This window comes from Arhodomonas sp. AD133 (assembly GCF_051195215.1).
Taxonomy (GTDB): domain Bacteria; phylum Pseudomonadota; class Gammaproteobacteria; order Nitrococcales; family Nitrococcaceae; genus Arhodomonas.
On record NZ_JBNAZM010000072.1, the window covers coordinates 1 to 16055 of the forward strand.

Annotated in this window: 18 protein-coding genes; 9 read left to right on the forward strand and 9 right to left on the reverse strand. The window is 63.4% G+C overall.

Translation table 11 applies throughout. From position 1 onward, the window contains the following. Both ACPEES_RS21820 and ACPEES_RS21825 read right to left on the reverse strand, forming a co-directional pair. On the reverse strand, positions 1-644 hold a 644-nt coding region (locus ACPEES_RS21820; protein ID WP_435106315.1), incomplete at its 3' end, for a DDE-type integrase/transposase/recombinase. After that, positions 641-1024: a transposase gene (locus ACPEES_RS21825; protein ID WP_435106317.1), complete on the reverse strand. Its 384-nt coding sequence runs from the start codon at positions 1022-1024 to the stop codon at positions 641-643. The genes ACPEES_RS21820 and ACPEES_RS21825, both read right to left, overlap by 4 nt. A 69-nt stretch (positions 1025-1093) precedes the next feature. Between ACPEES_RS21825 and ACPEES_RS21830 the strand changes: the two genes are divergently transcribed. Further along, positions 1094-1291 (forward strand): GNAT family N-acetyltransferase, encoded by a 198-nt coding sequence (locus ACPEES_RS21830; RefSeq protein WP_435106320.1) that lies wholly within the window; start codon positions 1094-1096, stop codon positions 1289-1291. 29 nt (positions 1292-1320) lie between these two features. Here ACPEES_RS21830 and ACPEES_RS21835 read toward each other — a convergent pair whose 3' ends face one another. Continuing rightward, entirely contained in the window at positions 1321-2220 is a 900-nt protein-coding gene (locus ACPEES_RS21835; RefSeq protein WP_435106322.1) for a helix-turn-helix transcriptional regulator, read from the reverse strand. 94 nt (positions 2221-2314) lie between these two features. Between ACPEES_RS21835 and ACPEES_RS21840 the strand changes: the two genes are divergently transcribed. The 4 genes from ACPEES_RS21840 to ACPEES_RS21855 all read left to right on the forward strand — a co-directional run bounded on the left by ACPEES_RS21840 (position 2315) and on the right by ACPEES_RS21855 (position 5415). Beyond that, complete coding sequence (locus ACPEES_RS21840; RefSeq protein ID WP_435106324.1) at positions 2315-3823, forward strand: MFS transporter; 1509 nt, start codon at positions 2315-2317, stop codon at positions 3821-3823. A gap of 27 nt (positions 3824-3850) precedes the next feature. Then, complete coding sequence (locus tag ACPEES_RS21845; RefSeq protein ID WP_435106326.1) at positions 3851-4123, forward strand: DUF7709 family protein; 273 nt, start codon at positions 3851-3853, stop codon at positions 4121-4123. 145 nt (positions 4124-4268) lie between these two features. Next, positions 4269-4748, forward strand: coding sequence for a GNAT family N-acetyltransferase (locus ACPEES_RS21850; protein ID WP_435106328.1), 480 nt, complete (start codon positions 4269-4271; stop codon positions 4746-4748). 319 nt (positions 4749-5067) lie between these two features. Then, positions 5068-5415 (forward strand): hypothetical protein, encoded by a 348-nt coding sequence (locus tag ACPEES_RS21855; protein ID WP_435106330.1) that lies wholly within the window; start codon positions 5068-5070, stop codon positions 5413-5415. Between the two features lie 146 nt (positions 5416-5561). Here the strand turns inward: ACPEES_RS21855 and ACPEES_RS21860 are convergent, their stop codons facing one another. Further along, positions 5562-6014 carry a hypothetical protein gene (locus tag ACPEES_RS21860; protein ID WP_435106332.1) on the reverse strand — a complete coding sequence of 151 codons (453 nt, stop codon included), beginning with the start codon at positions 6012-6014 and terminating at the stop codon, positions 5562-5564. 222 nt (positions 6015-6236) lie between these two features. Then, positions 6237-7649: a PLP-dependent aminotransferase family protein gene (locus tag ACPEES_RS21865; protein WP_435106334.1), complete on the reverse strand. Its 1413-nt coding sequence runs from the start codon at positions 7647-7649 to the stop codon at positions 6237-6239. Between the two features lie 153 nt (positions 7650-7802). Between ACPEES_RS21865 and ACPEES_RS21870 the strand changes: the two genes are divergently transcribed. The 3 genes from ACPEES_RS21870 to ACPEES_RS21880 are packed head-to-tail and all read left to right on the forward strand — an operon-like array spanning position 7803 to position 9955. After that, on the forward strand, positions 7803-8024 hold the full coding sequence (locus ACPEES_RS21870) for a DUF2970 domain-containing protein (RefSeq protein ID WP_435106336.1): 222 nt from the start codon (positions 7803-7805) through the stop codon (positions 8022-8024). Continuing rightward, entirely contained in the window at positions 8021-8749 is a 729-nt protein-coding gene (locus tag ACPEES_RS21875; RefSeq protein WP_435106338.1) for a c-type cytochrome, read from the forward strand. Before ACPEES_RS21870 ends, ACPEES_RS21875 begins: the two co-directional genes overlap by 4 nt. Positions 8750-8752: 3 nt before the next feature. Further along, the gene (locus ACPEES_RS21880) at positions 8753-9955 is read left to right on the forward strand and encodes a c-type cytochrome (RefSeq protein WP_435106340.1); all 1203 of its coding nucleotides are present in this window, start codon (positions 8753-8755) and stop codon (positions 9953-9955) included. An 18-nt stretch (positions 9956-9973) separates the two neighbouring features. On the opposite strand, the gene fabF is transcribed toward ACPEES_RS21880, so the two are convergent. Beyond that, complete coding sequence (gene fabF, locus ACPEES_RS21885) at positions 9974-11242, reverse strand: beta-ketoacyl-ACP synthase II (protein ID WP_435106342.1); 1269 nt, start codon at positions 11240-11242, stop codon at positions 9974-9976. A gap of 131 nt (positions 11243-11373) precedes the next feature. Between fabF and ACPEES_RS21890 the strand changes: the two genes are divergently transcribed. Continuing rightward, positions 11374-12030, forward strand: a complete 657-nt coding sequence (locus ACPEES_RS21890; RefSeq protein ID WP_435106344.1) for a TetR/AcrR family transcriptional regulator — start codon at positions 11374-11376, stop codon at positions 12028-12030. Positions 12031-12103: 73 nt separating this feature from the next. On the opposite strand, the gene ACPEES_RS21895 is transcribed toward ACPEES_RS21890, so the two are convergent. The 3 genes from ACPEES_RS21895 to ACPEES_RS21905 all read right to left on the reverse strand — a co-directional run bounded on the left by ACPEES_RS21895 (position 12104) and on the right by ACPEES_RS21905 (position 15920). Then, positions 12104-12289 carry a hypothetical protein gene (locus ACPEES_RS21895; RefSeq protein ID WP_435106346.1) on the reverse strand — a complete coding sequence of 62 codons (186 nt, stop codon included), beginning with the start codon at positions 12287-12289 and terminating at the stop codon, positions 12104-12106. Between the two features lie 113 nt (positions 12290-12402). Then, positions 12403-13272, reverse strand: coding sequence for a formate/nitrite transporter family protein (locus ACPEES_RS21900; RefSeq protein WP_435106348.1), 870 nt, complete (start codon positions 13270-13272; stop codon positions 12403-12405). A 269-nt stretch (positions 13273-13541) separates the two neighbouring features. Then, on the reverse strand, positions 13542-15920 hold the full coding sequence (locus tag ACPEES_RS21905) for a helicase-related protein (RefSeq protein WP_435106350.1): 2379 nt from the start codon (positions 15918-15920) through the stop codon (positions 13542-13544). Between the last annotated feature and the right edge of the window lie 135 nt (positions 15921-16055).

A 16055-nucleotide genomic window follows, 5' to 3' on the forward strand; every position in this document is an offset into this window, starting at 1 on the left:
GAGTAGCTACGGCGCACGCCGTAGAGGTCCAGGAATTCCGCGTAGCTGTAGGCGATCATCGGCGCGCCACGGTCCTGATGGACCACCAGTTGTCCGGGCGCGATTCTGTGACGCGCCAGCGCTTGGCGAAACAGGTGCTTCGCCAGCGCCGCGTTCTCCTTGTGGGAGATCATCCACGCCACCGGGTAGCGGGTGTAGAGGTCGAGGATCTGGTAGAGGTTCAGATAGACCCGCGGCGTGGTGGTTGGTAACTTGCTGATATCCCACGTCCATGCCGAATTCGGTTGCTCGGCTTCGACCCGCGGGATGAGGTGATGCTGGGCGGGCCGTTGAGCCCGACGCTCGACGACCTGACGATCGGCCCGCAGGAGGCGGTAGATCGTGGACACCGACGCCAGCATCCGTCCGGCGTTGAGCTCATGGGCGTGGACCACACGGACGCTGCGGTCCTGGTTGGCCTCGCTATTCAACAGCGCCTTGATCCGGTCGCGCTCCTCGCCACTCAGCTGACGCGGCTGCACCTGAGGCGCAGGGCGTCGACGGTAGCGCTTCGCCCTGGGGTAGGTGCCGGTCCGCGACAGGCGTAGCGCATCGCAGGCGAGCGCGCGCGGCATGTTCGGGGAGCGCTGATCCAGGACCGTCATTGCGAGTGCTCGCTGTTGTGGTCCTCGATCAGCGCGAAGAGCTTTTTCTGCAGATCGACCAGCTCCTCCGCGCGCTGTGCGCGCTGCTCCGCCTTCGCCTTCTGCCGCTTGAGCTTCTCGATCTCGCGCTCCCTCGGGTCCCGGGCTTTGCGGCCGCCCTTGTCCGGCTCAAGGCCCTGTCGACCCGCTTCACCGAGCGTGCGACGCCACTCGGCCAGCTGAGCCGCGTACAGGCCGTTGCGGCGCAGCCATGCGCCCTTCTCACCGTGTGGCTGGCGCTCGTGCTCGCTCAGCAGCCGTTGCTTCTCCGCCGCGCTGAACCGCCGGCGGGTGCGGCGCTCCAGGCTCGGCTCGGTCAGGACTTCCTCGTTCTTCGTCACAGCGTCTTGCTCCTCGATCAGTGCCCAGATGTTACACACGTTCCTCTTCGGCTACTGTCGGGTGTGACGTTGACACTCAGGGGAGCGCTTCAGTTCGCGACGTCAACGCAGACGTTGCGGCATCTCACGTTGCGTGTGGCGACAGTCAATGCCTCGGCGAAAGCGCTTTATGAGTCCGTGGGATTCCGCTGTTACGGGGCGGAACCGGAATCCCTGATGGTGGATGGCGAGTACTATGACGAGGATCTCATGATTCGCGTACTATGACATTGCAATGGTGCAAATGATGCTCGCCATCACCGGACTGAAGCACAGCACCCGTTCCCCTTCCCGTGTGCTTTTTCGGATTCACTAACGGTTTCGCACATCTGGGTCTTGAAAGCAGCGCCACAGGCGTTGTTGTCGTCTGCCTCATAAAGCACCAGATACAGATGCTGTCGCTCATCGAGCGTCAGTGACATGTGCTCGAAGGGAACCGCGCCGATGCCCTCGATACGGAACGTACGCCTTCCGCGGCATTCGGCATTGACCTGATATTGGTTCCACAAGCGGCGGAATGTGGGGGAGAGGCGTTCCACGGCGGTGACCGTTTCGTGCATCGTCGGGTCGTGCGCTGCGACCCGCGCATAGCTTCGCTGGAAGCTTCCGAGGATGCCGGGTGCTTGTTCCTCCCATTCCACGAGGCGTTCGCGCATTTCCGGGTCGACGAAGAAGATCCAGAGCAGGTTGCGCTGGGTGTCCTCGTGGTCGCTGAAGGCGAAGATGCGGTCCGCCGGCGTGTTCCACGCGAGAACGTCCCAGCGCGCATTCATCACATAGGCGGGCCGCGGCGTGAGATCGCCGAGCAAGCGTTGAGCCATGGGGGAAACGGTGGCTGCGCTGTCGGCGTCGGCGGCCGGTGGCCGCTTGTGCGCGAGCAGGAAGAGGTGGCGGTGCTCGAGTTCGTCGAGCTGCAGCACGTCGGCAAGGCGGTCGAGGAAACGCTCGGATGGGTTGATCTCGCGGCCCTGCTCCAGCCACGTGTACCAGCTAAGGCCGACCCCTGCGAGCGCGGCCACCTCCTCGCGCCGCAAACCGGGCGTTCGCCGTCGATCGCCGCTCGGAAGGCCGACGTCCGCTGGTGTCAGCCGCGCCCGTGCATGACGTAGAAAGCCCGCGAGCTCGGTGCGGCTTCGGTTCAGTCGCTTGTCGCCCATCGGCTTGTACTCGCAGTAATAGGATAAAAGGCCATATAGTAACAGGCTAACGGACTCACCATAATGCCGTCGTTTTCACCAAAGGAGCGACGGTATGACGACAAATCATGACCGGCCGCCCAGCGAGGGCGCGGCAAGCACACACCAAGCCACCGCACGTGGGGGCAGCCGACTCGGTCTGCTCGTGCTCGTGTTGGGTGCGTTCGTAACGGTCTTCGATACCTTCGTCGTCAACGTTGCCATACCCAGTATTCGCGCGGCGTTTGCGGCGGACTTCGCCGGCATCGGGTTCGTGGTTGCCGCCTACGAGCTCGGCTTCGGTGGTTTTCTCATGGTCGCCGGCCGGCTGGGGGATGCGTATGGCCATCGGCGCATGTTCACGCTCGGCATCGCCGCATTCGCCGCCACGTCGGCACTATGCGGGCTCGCCCCCACCCTGGCCGTATTGATCGTCGGGCGCTTTCTTCAGGGGATATCGGCGGCCGTGTTCTTTCCCCAGGTCTATGCTCTGATTCGGGCGACGTACGACGACAACGGCCGCAATCGGGCTTTTGCATTGCTTGGTATGGCGCTGGGCTTCGCGGCGATCGCCGGACAGGTTTTCGGCGGCTTTCTGGTGGACTTCGACCTGTTCGGACTGGGCTGGCGAACGATATTCCTCGTCAACCTGCCTCTGGGCGTGGCCGTAATCCTTGCTTCGGGGAGTCTGCCACGCTCCCGTGCTCGCGTGGCTGTACACATGGATTGGCCGGGCGCGTTAGCGGGAACGGCAGCGCTGACCCTGATGCTTGCGACCCTGCTGGAGGGGCCGTCCGCTGGCTGGCCCGCGTGGACCGGGATGACGCTCGCGGCCGGGTGCGCGTTGTTTACCGGGCTGCTGTGGTGGGAACGGCGAGTCGCCGGATGCGGGGGGCAACCACTGCTCGATCTGGGCCTGTTCCGCCAGCGCCACTTTCGGCTCGGGGTCATGGTCGTATTGATGGTGTATGCAACGGCGACTGCCTTCTTCCTGGGGTTCGCGGTGTTCGTGCAATCGGGGCTGGGGCTGAGTCCGTTCCAGGCCGGATGCACGCTGGCTCCCGCGAGTGTTGGCTTTATCGGCGCATCGCTCATGGCGCCGCGGCTTGTCCGTCGATTCGGCAGTCGCGTGCTGGCGGTAGGGGCGTGTGGCTACGCAGCAGGTATGGCGCTTTTGCTGTTGACCGCGAATGCGGTGCCGCCTGCTTTGGGGGCCATGACCTACATCCCGTCGCTGGTCGTTCTCGGGATCGGGCAGGGCTTGGCCATGACGCCGTTGCTGAACTTCGTTCTCGGAGCGGTGGAAGGCAGTAAGGCCGGCATGGCGGCGGGCGTGGTTTCGACCGTGCAGAAGGTCGGGGGCGCGTTCGGGGTCGCGATCGCCGGTGTGTTTCTCGGGCCGCTCATGCACGAGTCCGCCGGGAAAATCGATGTGGCGAACCTTGTCGCCGCGCATGTCGAAACGTTCTCCGGGGTAATGCTGGCCACGATGGTTCTGGCGTTGGTTGCGTCGTTTCTGGTCGCTCAGGCGGCCCGGCCACGCCCGACCGTGGCGGCGCGGGAGACGGTGGGCGAAACGCCCTGATGTGCCTTGGCGAGGGGACGTCCGGCCGTGGCGCTCAAGGACGGAAGTAAGGTCCAGACTGGAACGGTCGCGACCATGCTGCACAACCTGCGCCGCTACAACCACGGCGAACGCGGCGCCGTCGAGGAGGAGCTGGAGGCCGCGATACCGACGCTGGTCAAGATCGGCCTGTTCGATCTTTTTTCGCCACGGGAATGGATCGAAGGCGACAATGCCGGGCGTCAATTCGTTGGCCATCGGGCGCGCGTGTATTTGGAGCGCGTCGGTTCGACGCGTTCCACTGGCCAGTCCACGGAGTAGCGCGGACCGATGCCGGGCGCAGTCTCACGAACCGGAGGCGATGCTTTCGGTGCCAGCTCCCGCTCACGCGCCTTGCCCAAAAGCCGCACAACGGCTCTGAGGCATGGTAATACGTATCGAAAGGTGAGTAAGTATAGGTGGAGAAATGGACATCACCATCAGAGTAGCGGAGCACGCTGATGCACAAGCCGTGACGAGGGGGCTGCGGCGGTCGATTCGTGAAATCTGCCACCCCGATCACCAAGGTGATGAAGCAATCATTGGCCAGTGGTTGGCGAACAAGACCGTAGCGAACGTGGCACAGTGGCTTACATCGCCGCAAGCGTTGGCGTTGGTGGCTGTTGCGGACGACCAGCTGGTGGGGATTGGCATGTTGAGCCGATCCGGGGAGGTCTTGCTCTGCTACGTTGCGCCAGAGGTCGTTGGTCAGGGCGTGGGCCATCGGCTGCTGCGCGCTCTGCTGCACACGGCAGAGGAATGGAAGCTCGAGCATGTGTATGCCGAAAGTACCGCCACGGCCAGATCATTCTACCTGCGCAATGGCTTCGAACCCGTCAGTGAGCCGGTCGTGGACGGGGGGATTCGGGGCTATCCGATGCGACGGCGGGTAGCCGCTGGCGCATAGCGCCAATCCGAGTGGCTTCCCAGGCCTTGCGCTCCCACTACGAGACCGCAGGGCGCATGTTCAATGGCCGCGATGTTGCCGCGGCAATGGGGGAAAGGGGAGTGCTTCCGCACGCTGCCGCGTCGTAGGCGCGCGCCACCCTTGCTGCGCGAGTACGTCGGCAACCTTGGCCGAATCGCTGAGATCGGGCAATGAGCATTGTGCAGCTCACTGACCAGGAATTGGGCAGCTATACTGATCGGTCAAGGGCTGAGAATACTCGGCTTACGAGGCTTCTAGCCCGGATACCGCCTAAGGGGTGACGTTGGGAGATGTCGCGATGAAAGTACCAGATTGGATAAAGCCCGCAGCCTGGGGCGTGGTCGGTGGCGCGATCGCGGCGATGATCATCGGTTTCGTCTGGGGTGGCTGGGTAACTGGCGGAACGGCCGGTGAGATGGCGGCGGAAAGCGCAGAGGTGGCCATCGTCCAAGCATTTACGCCGCTGTGTGTTGCCAAGGCGGAAGCGGAGCCGGAAAAGCTCGCGGGCTTGAAGGAAGAGAGCCGGTGGCGGCGCGGGAACTTTGTCATTGATGCCGGCTGGGTCGATAACGTGAGCGAAAAGTACCGCTCCGATGTGGCACGGTCGTGCGCGTCGACCGTGGTGGAAGGCATGAAAACGGATTGAAACGCTGAGGCACAAGCTTGCCGAATCGGCCGACTGCCCGCACAGCCAGCCGCATGGAGGAGCCCGCGAAATGGGACACATGAGGCAGGGTTCCAGTGCCGCATCCGGCCGTGGAGCCCCGCCGTGTCCCCGCGCGTAATCGCCGATTAGCTACTGATGCGCCTGAACATGAGCCGGCCCAACCCCCAGAGGAATACCGTAAAGAGTATATGGGGAATGAGCGAGGCTACGATCAGTGCCGGGCTCACACCGAGGCCAAGCAGGCCCCAGCCAATGATCGGAAAGAACACGACCAAGACGATTACCCACAGGATTAGCCCGAGGCCGGCCGCTCGGAGGAAGGTCAGCTGCGGATAGACCGCTGCCACGAAGACGACCGACCAGAACGCAACGTAGACCACGTGGAAGAGCAGCCCCACCGGCAGCGGCAACGGCCGCCCGAGCAGCGTCTGGGCGAAGGCGAGGCTCGGGGGCTCCGGCATGGGGGAGATACCGGCTCTGAATACCGGTACCATGATCACCGAGAGCAGCACGGCGTTGATGATGCCCAACAGCAGCGCCTTGCCCCCGTGCTGCTTCAGGTTTTCCGTGAAGCTCATATCGCCTCCTGGGCGGGTTATTCCGACCGTCCGACCGTCATCGAATGGTCGTCGTTTCGGCGACAACGCCGCTCGAATCCTCTACTCAAAGCGTAACGTACTAATCTTTTCAGCGATATTGGGGTGCGTCAGCGCGTCTGTGAGCCAATGCAGCCTGGCGCGAGCGCACCTTGTCCCCGAACCGATTAGGCGCTCTGACAGAGGACAATACCGCTGAGAAGATCAGTCGAACGAAGAATTCCGCGTGATGCGCCCCAGCGTCGCTAGCGCCTGGTCGACGGTGTCATCCCAGCGGTGACCGAAGTTCAGGCGTAGACAATTCCCGAATCGACCGCTGGCGGAGAAAAGCGGCCCGGGGGCGACGCTGATGCCCGCTTCTGCGGCCTGCCGGTGGACCGTCAGGGCATCGGTGCCCGACGGCAACTGGACCCACAGGAAATAGCCGCCCAGCGGGCGGGTCCATCGCGTGCCGGTGGGGAAATACTTGGCCAATGCCTGCTCGAGCGCGTTGCGTTGTCGTATGAGCTCACGGCGCAGACGGCGCAGGTGGCGCGTGTACCGTGCGCGGCCGAGATAGTCGGCGATTGCGTCCTGCGCGGGTACGCAGGTCGCCATGGTGGTCATGGTCTTCAGGCGGGCGAGCGCCTGCGTATATCGCCCGGCCGCTACCCAGCCGACGCGGTAGCCCGGGGCGAGCCACTTCGCGAAAGATCCGCAATGGATGACCAGACCACTCGTGTCGTAGTGCTTGGCCGGGGGAGGCGGTTCCTGGTCGTGGTAGAGCTCGGCATAGACGTCATCTTCGATCAGCGGGATGCCGTACTCCGCGAGCAGGGAGACGAGCTCGCGGCGTGAATCTTCCGGCATGAGACTGCCGGTCGGGTTCTGGTAGTTGGTCATGAACCAGCACGCTCGCACAGGATGTGATGCGAGCGCCTGGCGCAACGCGTCGAGATTCACACCGGTTTCCGGATCGCAGGGGATCTCGACGGCTTTCATGCCGAGCCGTTCCACCGCTTGCAGTGCCGCGTAGAAGGCCGGTGACTCCACTGCGATCGTGTCACCGGGGCTCGCTACCGCCTGTAAGGCGAGGTTCAGCGCTTCCATGGCTCCGGAAGTGATCACGATGTCGTCGACCCCGACGCGAACCCCGACGTTGATGTATCGCCGGGCGATCTGGCGGCGCAGCTCGAGGCTGCCGGGGGGCAGGTCCTCGACCGTCGTCCAGGGGTCCAGTGCCCGGGCCGAGCGGGCCATGGACATGCCCAGGTTGCGCAATGGGAACAACTGTGGGTCGGGAAATGCGGATCCCAGCGGCACGGTCTCCCTGTTCCGCGTTGCCTGGAGTGTGGCGAAGACCAGGTCCGACACGTCCACGGATACCGACGAAGCCGGGGAGGGCGCGGAGGGGTGGGTTCGCGTGGGTAAATGCCGGCTTACGAAGTAGCCGGAGCGTTGGCGCCGCTCGATGACGCCAAGCGCCTCCAGGCGGTCAAAGGCATGCATCACCGTGTTCCGGCTCAGCCCGCGCTGGCGCTGGAGCGAGCGTATGGATGGCAAGCGTTCCCCGGGCCGGAACACGCCTGCCTGGATTTGAGTGCTCAGGTCGTCGACGAGTGCTTGGTACAGGTGCACGACATGGATCCGTGGGTATCAGAAAAACGCGAAACGGCTATGTACTGTACCATCTGCTACCCACGTTAAGAGCACTATGTATGCCTTGTGGGGCCATCGTGCGCCCCGTAGCATCCGCCTCCGAAGCGTCACGACAACAGTGTGGAAAGGCCCATGGCATCGAAGCGCAGGTCCGGAGAATCCGTTGGTCTCGTGGACACGGCATTGAGCGTTCTGGCCGCATTCTTCGGCGTGCAAAGTCAACGCAACCGGGAGCGGGATTTCACACGTGGGAATCCGGCGGTGTTCATCGGTGTGGCGAGCGTAATGACAGTGGCCGTGGTGCTCGTTCTGGTGCTCGCGGTCCGGCTGGCTCTGACGGTGGCGGGGGCATGACGGTGTCGCCCTCCATTGGACTATGGCGGGCAGTGCGTTCATTGCTGACCGCCTCGGCCCTGACCGTATGGGTGGCCAGCGCATCCGCAGCACCGTCGGACACGCTCGCACAGCGTATGGCGCCGTGCATGAGCTGTCACACCGGCGCCGCCGCTGATACGCAATCCGGTTTCGTTCCACGGCTGGACGGCAAACCCGCCGGTTACCTGTTCAATCAGCTCGTGAATTACCGCGAGGGCCGCCGGGAGAACAAGGCCATGGCGCATCTGGTGCGCAATATTTCGGATGCCTACCTGTGGGAAATGGCGCAGTTCTTCGCTGACAGAGACGCGAAGCAGCGTTCCCGAAAGCCACCCGCGACAGAGACTGCGGACATGGCGCACGGTCGCACGCTGGTGCGTGACGGTGTTCCGGCACGGGACATTCCCGCCTGTCAGGCCTGCCACGGGCAGCGGTTGACGGGTGTTCGTCCGAACACGCCGGCCCTGATTGGATTGCCACGCCACTACATCATGGCGCAGATCGGCGCATGGCAGACCGATACCCGGGCGGCGGCGGCCCCCGACTGCATGCATGAGATCGCCGGGCGCCTGACATCGCGGGACGTACAAGCGGTCTCGTCGTGGCTCGCCGCGCAGCCCGTGCCCGCGCAGATGACACCCCGTGAACGGCCCATCGCCGAACCACCCATGCGTTGCGGCAGCGTCGAACGGCCCGGACGGTAAGCCATGCGAATGAGACACATACTGCTATTGGTTATGCTGTCGGTGGTCTTGGGGCATTCCCGGACCGCGGCATCGGCAGACATCGCCCGTGGCGAATACCTGGTGAAGGTGGGGAACTGCGCCGGCTGCCATACTGCGCGCGGTGGCGCCGATTTCGCCGGGGGGAGGGCGATTCAGAGCCCCTTTGGGACTTTCCGCACGCCCAATATTACGCCGCATGACGAAACAGGCATCGGCGAGTGGAATCGCGACGAGTTCTGGCAGGCGCTCCATAACGGAGAGCGTCCCGACGGTGCACCGATATACCCGGCGTGCCCTTATCCCAACTACACGCGTGTCCGCCGTCGGGATGTCGACGCGATTTTCGCGTACCTGCGGTCCGTCCCGGCCGTTGATCGGGTCAACCAGGACCACGAGCTCGATTTCCCGGCATCCGTGCGTGCCTTCGTGAATGTCTGGCAGGGGTTGTTCTTCGAACCCGGTACGTTGGCGCCGCAGCGTGACCGTGGCGAACTCTGGAACCGGGGGGCCTATCTGGTCAAAGGGTTAGGTCACTGCAGTGCGTGCCACAGAGCCCGCGGCGCGCTCGGGGCGCGCCGTATGGATGATCCGACGACGGGCGGTCGCATACACGGGTGGTACGCGCCGAGCCTGCATTCACGCGCGGAGGCCGGGCTGCAAGGGTGGCGCGTGGAGGATGCGGCAGCGTTCATTCGTAGTGGTATATTCGAAGACGCCCGGATGAACGGACCCATGGCGGACGTGGTGTTCGACAGTCTGCAGTACCTGAGTGGTCGCGACGCCCGGGCGATTGCCGTGTACCTGACGAACCTGCCGGACCACGATGCGCGGTCGGCGGCGCAACTCCTGGCCGTGAGAGAACATCGGCGCCGAACGATGCGCGGGCAGGGACGTGCGATCTATGAGGAACACTGTGCCGAGTGTCACGCCAGCGACGGGGAGGGCAGCGTGGCCGCGCCGGCGCTGGTGGGCAACCGGGCGGTGACGCTCGCCGACCCGAAGAATCTCGTCAACGTAATACGCCATGGTGCCTACCCGGCCAGCACCGACGGTAATCCCAGGCCGTTCGGGATGCCGCCTTTCTACCAGCTCAGCAGGCAGGAGTTGGCTGCCGTCATCACGTATATCCGCACGAGTTGGGGCAATGACGCATCGCCCGTGTCCACAGCCAATGTTGCCTGGTGAGCGCGGGTGATTCGGTCTTCAGTCCGCCTTGCTGACGATCAGCGATGCGTTTACCCCGCCAAAGCCGAAGCCGTTGCACAGCGCATGCGTCACGGTCTTCGCGCGTGCGGCGTTGGGTACGAAGTCCAGGTTTCGCATGGAGTCATCCACGCAATCGAGGTTCAGAGTGGGCGGCAGGGTGTCATCGATCACGGCCATTGCCGAGAACACGCTCTCGACGCCACCTGCGGCACCCAGTAGATGGCCGGTCGCGGACTTCGTCGAGGACAAGGGCACACCGGGCAACGTGTCACCGAAAACGTTCCGCAACGCCGCGATCTCAGCCCTGTCGCCGACCGGTGTGGATGTGGCATGGGCATTGATGTAACTCACATCCGCCGGTTCGAGGTCGGCCATCCTGAGGGCCGCACGTATCGACGCAGTAGCGCCGGCGCCGTCCTCCGGGCCGGCGGTGATGTGGTAGGCATCGGCGCTGGTCCCGTAACCGCTCAGGACTGCCAGCGGCGTTGCACCGCGAGCGCGGGCGTGCGCCAGCGTTTCTATGACCATCAGTCCGGCTCCTTCGCCCATCACGAAGCCGTTGCGTGACCGGTCGAACGGGCGCGAGGCCCTTGTCGGCTCTTCGGCCTCGGTGGATAGCGCCTTGAGCGCATGAAAGCTGGCGAGGGACAGCGGGTCGACGCACGCCTCCGTTCCGCCGACCAATGCCACGTCCGCTTCGCCACTGCGGATCATGCGCATGCCATCGCCGACGGCCTGTATGCCCGCCGCGCACGCCGTCACGGGGCAGCCGAGGGGGCCCTTGAAACCGAATTCAATCGACACGTTACCCGCTGCCAGGTTGGCCAGGAACGCCGGGACAGTGAATGGAGACAAACGCTTGTGGCCCCGCTGCTGCATGACCTCCTGAGATCGGGTGATCGTCGGAAAGCCACCGATGCCCGTGGCAATTACGGTGGCGGTCGCCTGTTTCGCCGACTCCGACTCCGGAAACCAGTTCGCCTGCGTCAGCGCTTCCTGCGCTGCGGCCAAGGCATAGATGGTGAACAGATCCAGTTTCTTGCGTGCCTTCTTCTCGACCACCTCGTCAATGTCCAACCCCGCGTCCGGGTCGTTTTCGACGGTGGGTACCTGGCCTGCAATCGTGACGGGAAGATCGGTCGTATCGAACCGGTCAATCGGTGCAATGCCCGACCGACCCTCGATCAGGCGTTGCCAGACCCGTCTGACGCCGCATCCCAGGGGGCTGAGCATACCCATACCGGTAATCACGAGGGGGGAGGTCATGCCTTCTCCATTGCGTATAGCCAGTGTGAGTGTTCGGTTGCTGGACCCTACCACTGGGCAATATATGATCAACATAATATTATGCCGGGCCGGCAGGGGTGAGGTGACCGTCGAGACGAGGAGGAAGCGCCATGCCTTACGGGAAGAGTCACAAGGCAAAATCCAAGGAGCGTATTCTAAACGCTGCCAGCGAACTGTTTTTTCGTTATGGATTCGACAAAGTCTCGATCAGCGACATCATGAAGAAAGCGAACATGACCCATGGTGCTTTTTATGCGCATTTCGAGTCGAAAGAGGCATTGTACAGCGCGTCGTTCTTCGAAACGCTCAAGCGCAGCCGTGCCGCCCGGTTGGTAAAGGGGCCATTGGCCGTGAAGCACCTGACTGCTCTGGTCGCCAACTATTGGAACCTGCGGGAGCTCGAAAAAAAGAGCAAACCGGCGCCGGAAAATATTCTATTCAATGAGATCGGCAGCGAAAACACCAGCATCAAAGGTGTGTTCGAGGCTTCGTACAACAATACGAAGAAAATTCTCGAAACCCGGCTGAGGGCACTCAGCCGACTCAGGAAGCTGCCCATCGAACACGATCGCGAAGCTATCGCGGAACAGGCGCGTGCCATACTCGCATCGCTGGTCGGCGCGGTCGCCATCGCCAAGAGTATTCCCCATGAAGAAGAGCGGCGCCGCATTCTGCAGGCGACTCAGAAGCAGATACTGACCATGCTCGGCGTCGATGAAAGGGAACTGGACAACGTATTGGGAACCACCGGAGTATCCGGCTGTTAGCGGGCCGCCAGGGAGGGACGTCTGGTTTGTGTCAGGTGGAAGAGGGCAGCGGAAGGCGGTCGCGCGGATTGCGTTACACGGGTAGCGCGGTGGGTGAAGCAAGGCCCCGACCGTCGTCGTAACGATCGGCCAGGGCCTGTTCGATTTCGCTGCGAAGGCTGGCAGCGGCCTTTCGGCGCTTGCTGCCGCGGCTCCTTTCGTGAACGCCGCCCTTGCGCATGAGCTTGGAGCGGGCGGCTACCAGGTTGCGTCGCTTCATGTGGCCTCCTGAAATTGGCGGGCGTTGAAACGCCGTAATAGTCTACCGTTGTCGAGGCGCTATTTACACATGCTCCACGCCGAGCGTGCGAACCTCGTGGGTGGCGTGGTCGCTCAGATTCTCCCGGGCCGGAGGTACACGAACCAATACATCAGCGCGACGAGCACACCGCCGCCAATGACATTACCAAGGGTGACCGGCAATAGCACACGCAGGAATTCGACGGGCGTGATCTGCAGCGGAGCCGCTTGAATGGTGTTCCAGAAGCTCGGCTCGGCCAACGCGGCAATGAAAGCCGCGCACGGAAGATAGAACATGACGGCGACGGCATGTTCCAGGCCAAGCGCATAAAATGCCGCGACGGGAGGTGTCAAAGCCAGGATCCGATCGGTCGTCGAACGCGCGCTGTAGGTCAGCCACACGCCCAGGCATAGAAGCGTATTCCCGAGAATGCCGAGAAACAGGGCGTCGACGAAGTCGAGTCCGGACAGGCGTGCCGCCGAGTCAATCAGGGATGAGCCCACCGCGCCGTCGCCCTCCTGGTGTTGTCCCGCGACGATCAGCATGGCACCCGTGGCGACTGCGCCGATGAAGTTACCCACGAAGACAATGGCCCACGCGCGCAGGAGCCACCAGGTGGGCAGGCGCCCGTGCGCCCACGCCATGACCATGAGGTTATTGGTCGTGAAAAGCTCCGCGCCGCCGACAATCGCGAGCACGTAGGCAAGGGAGAAAGCGATGCCACCGAGCATCTTGCCGAGGCCGTGGGGCATATCACCGCCGAAACCGGACGAGACCGAGGCGGCAAAGGTTGCGCCGAATGCAATATAGGCGCCGGCGAGTGCCGCCAGCGCCAGCAGGCTGAGGCCATCCTGTTCGGCCTTTTCCGCACCGGCGCGCTCAGCGCGCTTGGCCATGTCCTTCGGTAGAACCGCATCCGGCAGTCCGAATCGATCAGCACTCTCGTCCGGTTCGCGTTGCATTCCACCTCCCATGCGCGAATGGCGATGATGACATTGTAGGTGCCTATCGTGATGGACCGGGGGCGCGGGAAGCTACACATGGGCGAATATGCGTGTAATGTATATTATGTTAAATAGTGGATTCTCACCACCACGACCACGGCAAGCTCGCTCAAAAGACCACTCCTACGACCAACTTGGCCGGCACGCACATGCGCGACGATCACCACCCCTTCTACGGCAGCAGAGACGGCGTAGGTGTTCGAGCTCCGCGCACGGTAGTCGTCCCTCTATCTGGGACTGAGCCCGATTGTCCACTCGCTAAGTACCTCTGTGGAGACCTGAGCCTTCTCTAGCATGACCAGAAGTTCCTCCTGTCGTGGCTGGCCAAAAACCACTCGGTAGGTGGCAAGCTGGTGCTTTAGCCGGCGAAAGGCCTCCACCTCCCGGGTATAAGGAAGCGCGGGAACATGGCGCTGCACCTTGAACGGTCCGCGAGCAACCCAGAACGGAATTAAGTCGTCAGCACCCTCGTCGCGCGCCCGTCGGTCAGCGATCGAGAATAGCAACTCCCAAATGTCGTCCCCTGGCGTCCAACACGCCTTCGCTGCGGTTCCGAATTGGTGCGCAACGTTCCGGCGCACCGCGTGGCCCTTGTAGCGGTGAATCCTTCCCTCACGTTGTTCGAGATCCACGGGATTGCCGGGCAGGTTCCAATGAACCAGCCGGTGGCACCAAGGGTGAAAATCGAGTCCCTCCTGCCCCACGGACGTGCTCGTCAGCACAAACGGGCGAAACGGGCTATTGAACGCAGCGCGGATGGCATCCTGGCTGACCATTCCGTCCTCGCTGCGGAAGTCGCCGAAGCGCTGGGCGAAGGTGGTCCGGATACGCAGCGTATTGGGTTCGAGGCCCCCATCGCCGCTGGGCTCCAGGAACTGGGCGTGGATCCTTGTTGGGCGCGGATCGACGCGCGCGGCCAGCTCCTCCACGCAGGTCTCGGCGAGCTGGTCGGCAGGTACTTCGGTTGACCAGCCGTGCTGCTCCCGGGCCAAGTGCCAGGCCTCGTCCATGACGGCCTGCAGATTGCCGTCGGTGCAGTAGCGCAGGACGCGTCGCCAGTAAACAGCTTCCCCCGACACGCGTTCCTCGGACTCGAGCTGTTCAAGCAGGGACATGACCGCCGGGCGGTTGAACAGATTCCAAAAGGCCTGTGCCAACCGCGTGGCCAGGGCCCGCCTCCTCTCGTCGGACACGCCAGCCGAGGCCAGCGTGCGGGCCGCGACGACGCCCGGCGCGCCGAGGGCCGCTTCGGTCAACAGCTCAGCAAGTCCCCTCGGCATTGGCCCCAAGGTATCGGTGTCGAGGTCCAAAAGGTCCTGCAGGTACGACGGGAATACTTCGGGGTTCGGTTTACCGGTGTCGTCTGGAGACGCACCAGCCCAATACTTGAGGAAATCTCTCAGCTCAGGGTCAAGCAGCAGCGGTGCCATGTACTGCCAGCGAGGATCCGGCTCCGCGGTCGGATCCCCCTGCCAGTCCAGCTCGTCGAGCATGGTCTCGATCCGCCGCCGGACCCAGTCCCGCAGGTCGGCACCCTGGGGTGCCGACAAGGGATGAGCCCGGTCCGCGAACGCCAGACAAGGCATAAGCAGCAGAAGCAGCCTATGGCGGGCTCGGGTTCCTTTCTGGTCCGCGAACCGAAGCAAGGGGCTGCGCTGTTCCGTGTAATCCTTCGACGCACCGCCGGTCATGCGCCGTTCGGCCTCGTAGCTGAGCACGGCACTCACCACATCGGGCACGAAATTCCAGGCGGAGAACAGCAGCGTCTTGGTCCGATTCTCCTGCCCCTCGAATGGGCCCCGGAGAGGCCAGTAAGGCAGGGATGGGGGCATCCAGAGCAGCTTCCAAAGGCCCGTGTCCAGCAGCTCCTCCACCATTGAGCGCAGCTTGGCGTGGTTCGACTCGATCTGCGTCCAGCGCGAGAGCGCTTGCCGGTCCAGAAAGGCGTCCGGATAGCTTGCCAACACCCGCTTGAGCTTGTCCGGCTGCTCTGCCCGCGCCTCTCGCACCCGCTCATTGACCTTGTAGCCCTGCATGAAGTGCGGCAGGTATGGCCCGCCCTTCCAGTAGGCCAGCGGATCCTGATCGCCAACAGCGCTGAACCAGGCGTCGGCGGCGAGGTACTGCCGCACATCGCCCGCCGCCAGCTGGAGGGCACTCTTGCGCTCCTCCACCATGGCATCGTGCTCATCACTGGCCGCCACGCGCTCGGTTCGGGCCATGACGGCCTGCAGGCTCTCTTCGGCTGCCCGCTTGGCGTCGAGCAACTGGTGGCTTTGCCCGGCAGTCGCGCGCTTCAGCTCCCGGCCAAAGGCCGCCAGGCGTTCTTCCAGGCGAGCCACGCGGCTTTCGTCGTAGTCCAGCAGAAAACGCGTGGTTGCGAGGAAGTCCCGGTAGTGATTGTCCTCCCCTACTTCCGCATCCGCGGTGTAGAGCTTGTAGGGGGTGGCTGACAGCAGCAGGATCCGCACCGGGTGCCCCCTGGCATTGCGGGTATGGAACAAGCGCTGCGCCAGCTGCGATGCCGTATCGCCCCCGTCCTCGTCCTGGTTCACCAGGGCCTTGAAGCGCTGGAACTCATCCAGAATAACTAGGTCCGGCTCCAATGCCTCGATGCAGACTTCGGCCAGGATCTGCCTCAGCCACCCGGTCAGGTGGTTCCTTCGTAAGCGCCGTTAAATCGACGCTCTTGCCTCAGTCGTATTGGGCGACTTTTTTCGAAGCGGGTAACCCGGCATTCC

What these genes read in the sequence shown, in the direction of transcription:
- ACPEES_RS21870 (WP_435106336.1), top strand. Translation starts at nt 7,803, where the DNA reads ATGGCATCGAAGCGCAGGTCCGGAGAATCCGTTGGTCTCGTGGACACG.
- ACPEES_RS21875 (WP_435106338.1), top strand. Translation starts at nt 8,021, where the DNA reads ATGACGGTGTCGCCCTCCATTGGACTATGGCGGGCAGTGCGTTCATTG.
- ACPEES_RS21850 (WP_435106328.1), top strand. Translation starts at nt 4,269, where the DNA reads ATGGACATCACCATCAGAGTAGCGGAGCACGCTGATGCACAAGCCGTG.
- fabF (WP_435106342.1), bottom strand. Translation starts at nt 11,242, where the DNA reads ATGACCTCCCCCCTCGTGATTACCGGTATGGGTATGCTCAGCCCCCTG.
- ACPEES_RS21860 (WP_435106332.1), bottom strand. Translation starts at nt 6,014, where the DNA reads ATGAGCTTCACGGAAAACCTGAAGCAGCACGGGGGCAAGGCGCTGCTG.
- ACPEES_RS21855 (WP_435106330.1), top strand. Translation starts at nt 5,068, where the DNA reads ATGAAAGTACCAGATTGGATAAAGCCCGCAGCCTGGGGCGTGGTCGGT.
- ACPEES_RS21880 (WP_435106340.1), top strand. Translation starts at nt 8,753, where the DNA reads ATGCGAATGAGACACATACTGCTATTGGTTATGCTGTCGGTGGTCTTG.
- ACPEES_RS21890 (WP_435106344.1), top strand. Translation starts at nt 11,374, where the DNA reads ATGCCTTACGGGAAGAGTCACAAGGCAAAATCCAAGGAGCGTATTCTA.
- ACPEES_RS21840 (WP_435106324.1), top strand. Translation starts at nt 2,315, where the DNA reads ATGACGACAAATCATGACCGGCCGCCCAGCGAGGGCGCGGCAAGCACA.
- ACPEES_RS21895 (WP_435106346.1), bottom strand. Translation starts at nt 12,289, where the DNA reads ATGAAGCGACGCAACCTGGTAGCCGCCCGCTCCAAGCTCATGCGCAAG.
- ACPEES_RS21835 (WP_435106322.1), bottom strand. Translation starts at nt 2,220, where the DNA reads ATGGGCGACAAGCGACTGAACCGAAGCCGCACCGAGCTCGCGGGCTTT.
- ACPEES_RS21900 (WP_435106348.1), bottom strand. Translation starts at nt 13,272, where the DNA reads ATGCAACGCGAACCGGACGAGAGTGCTGATCGATTCGGACTGCCGGAT.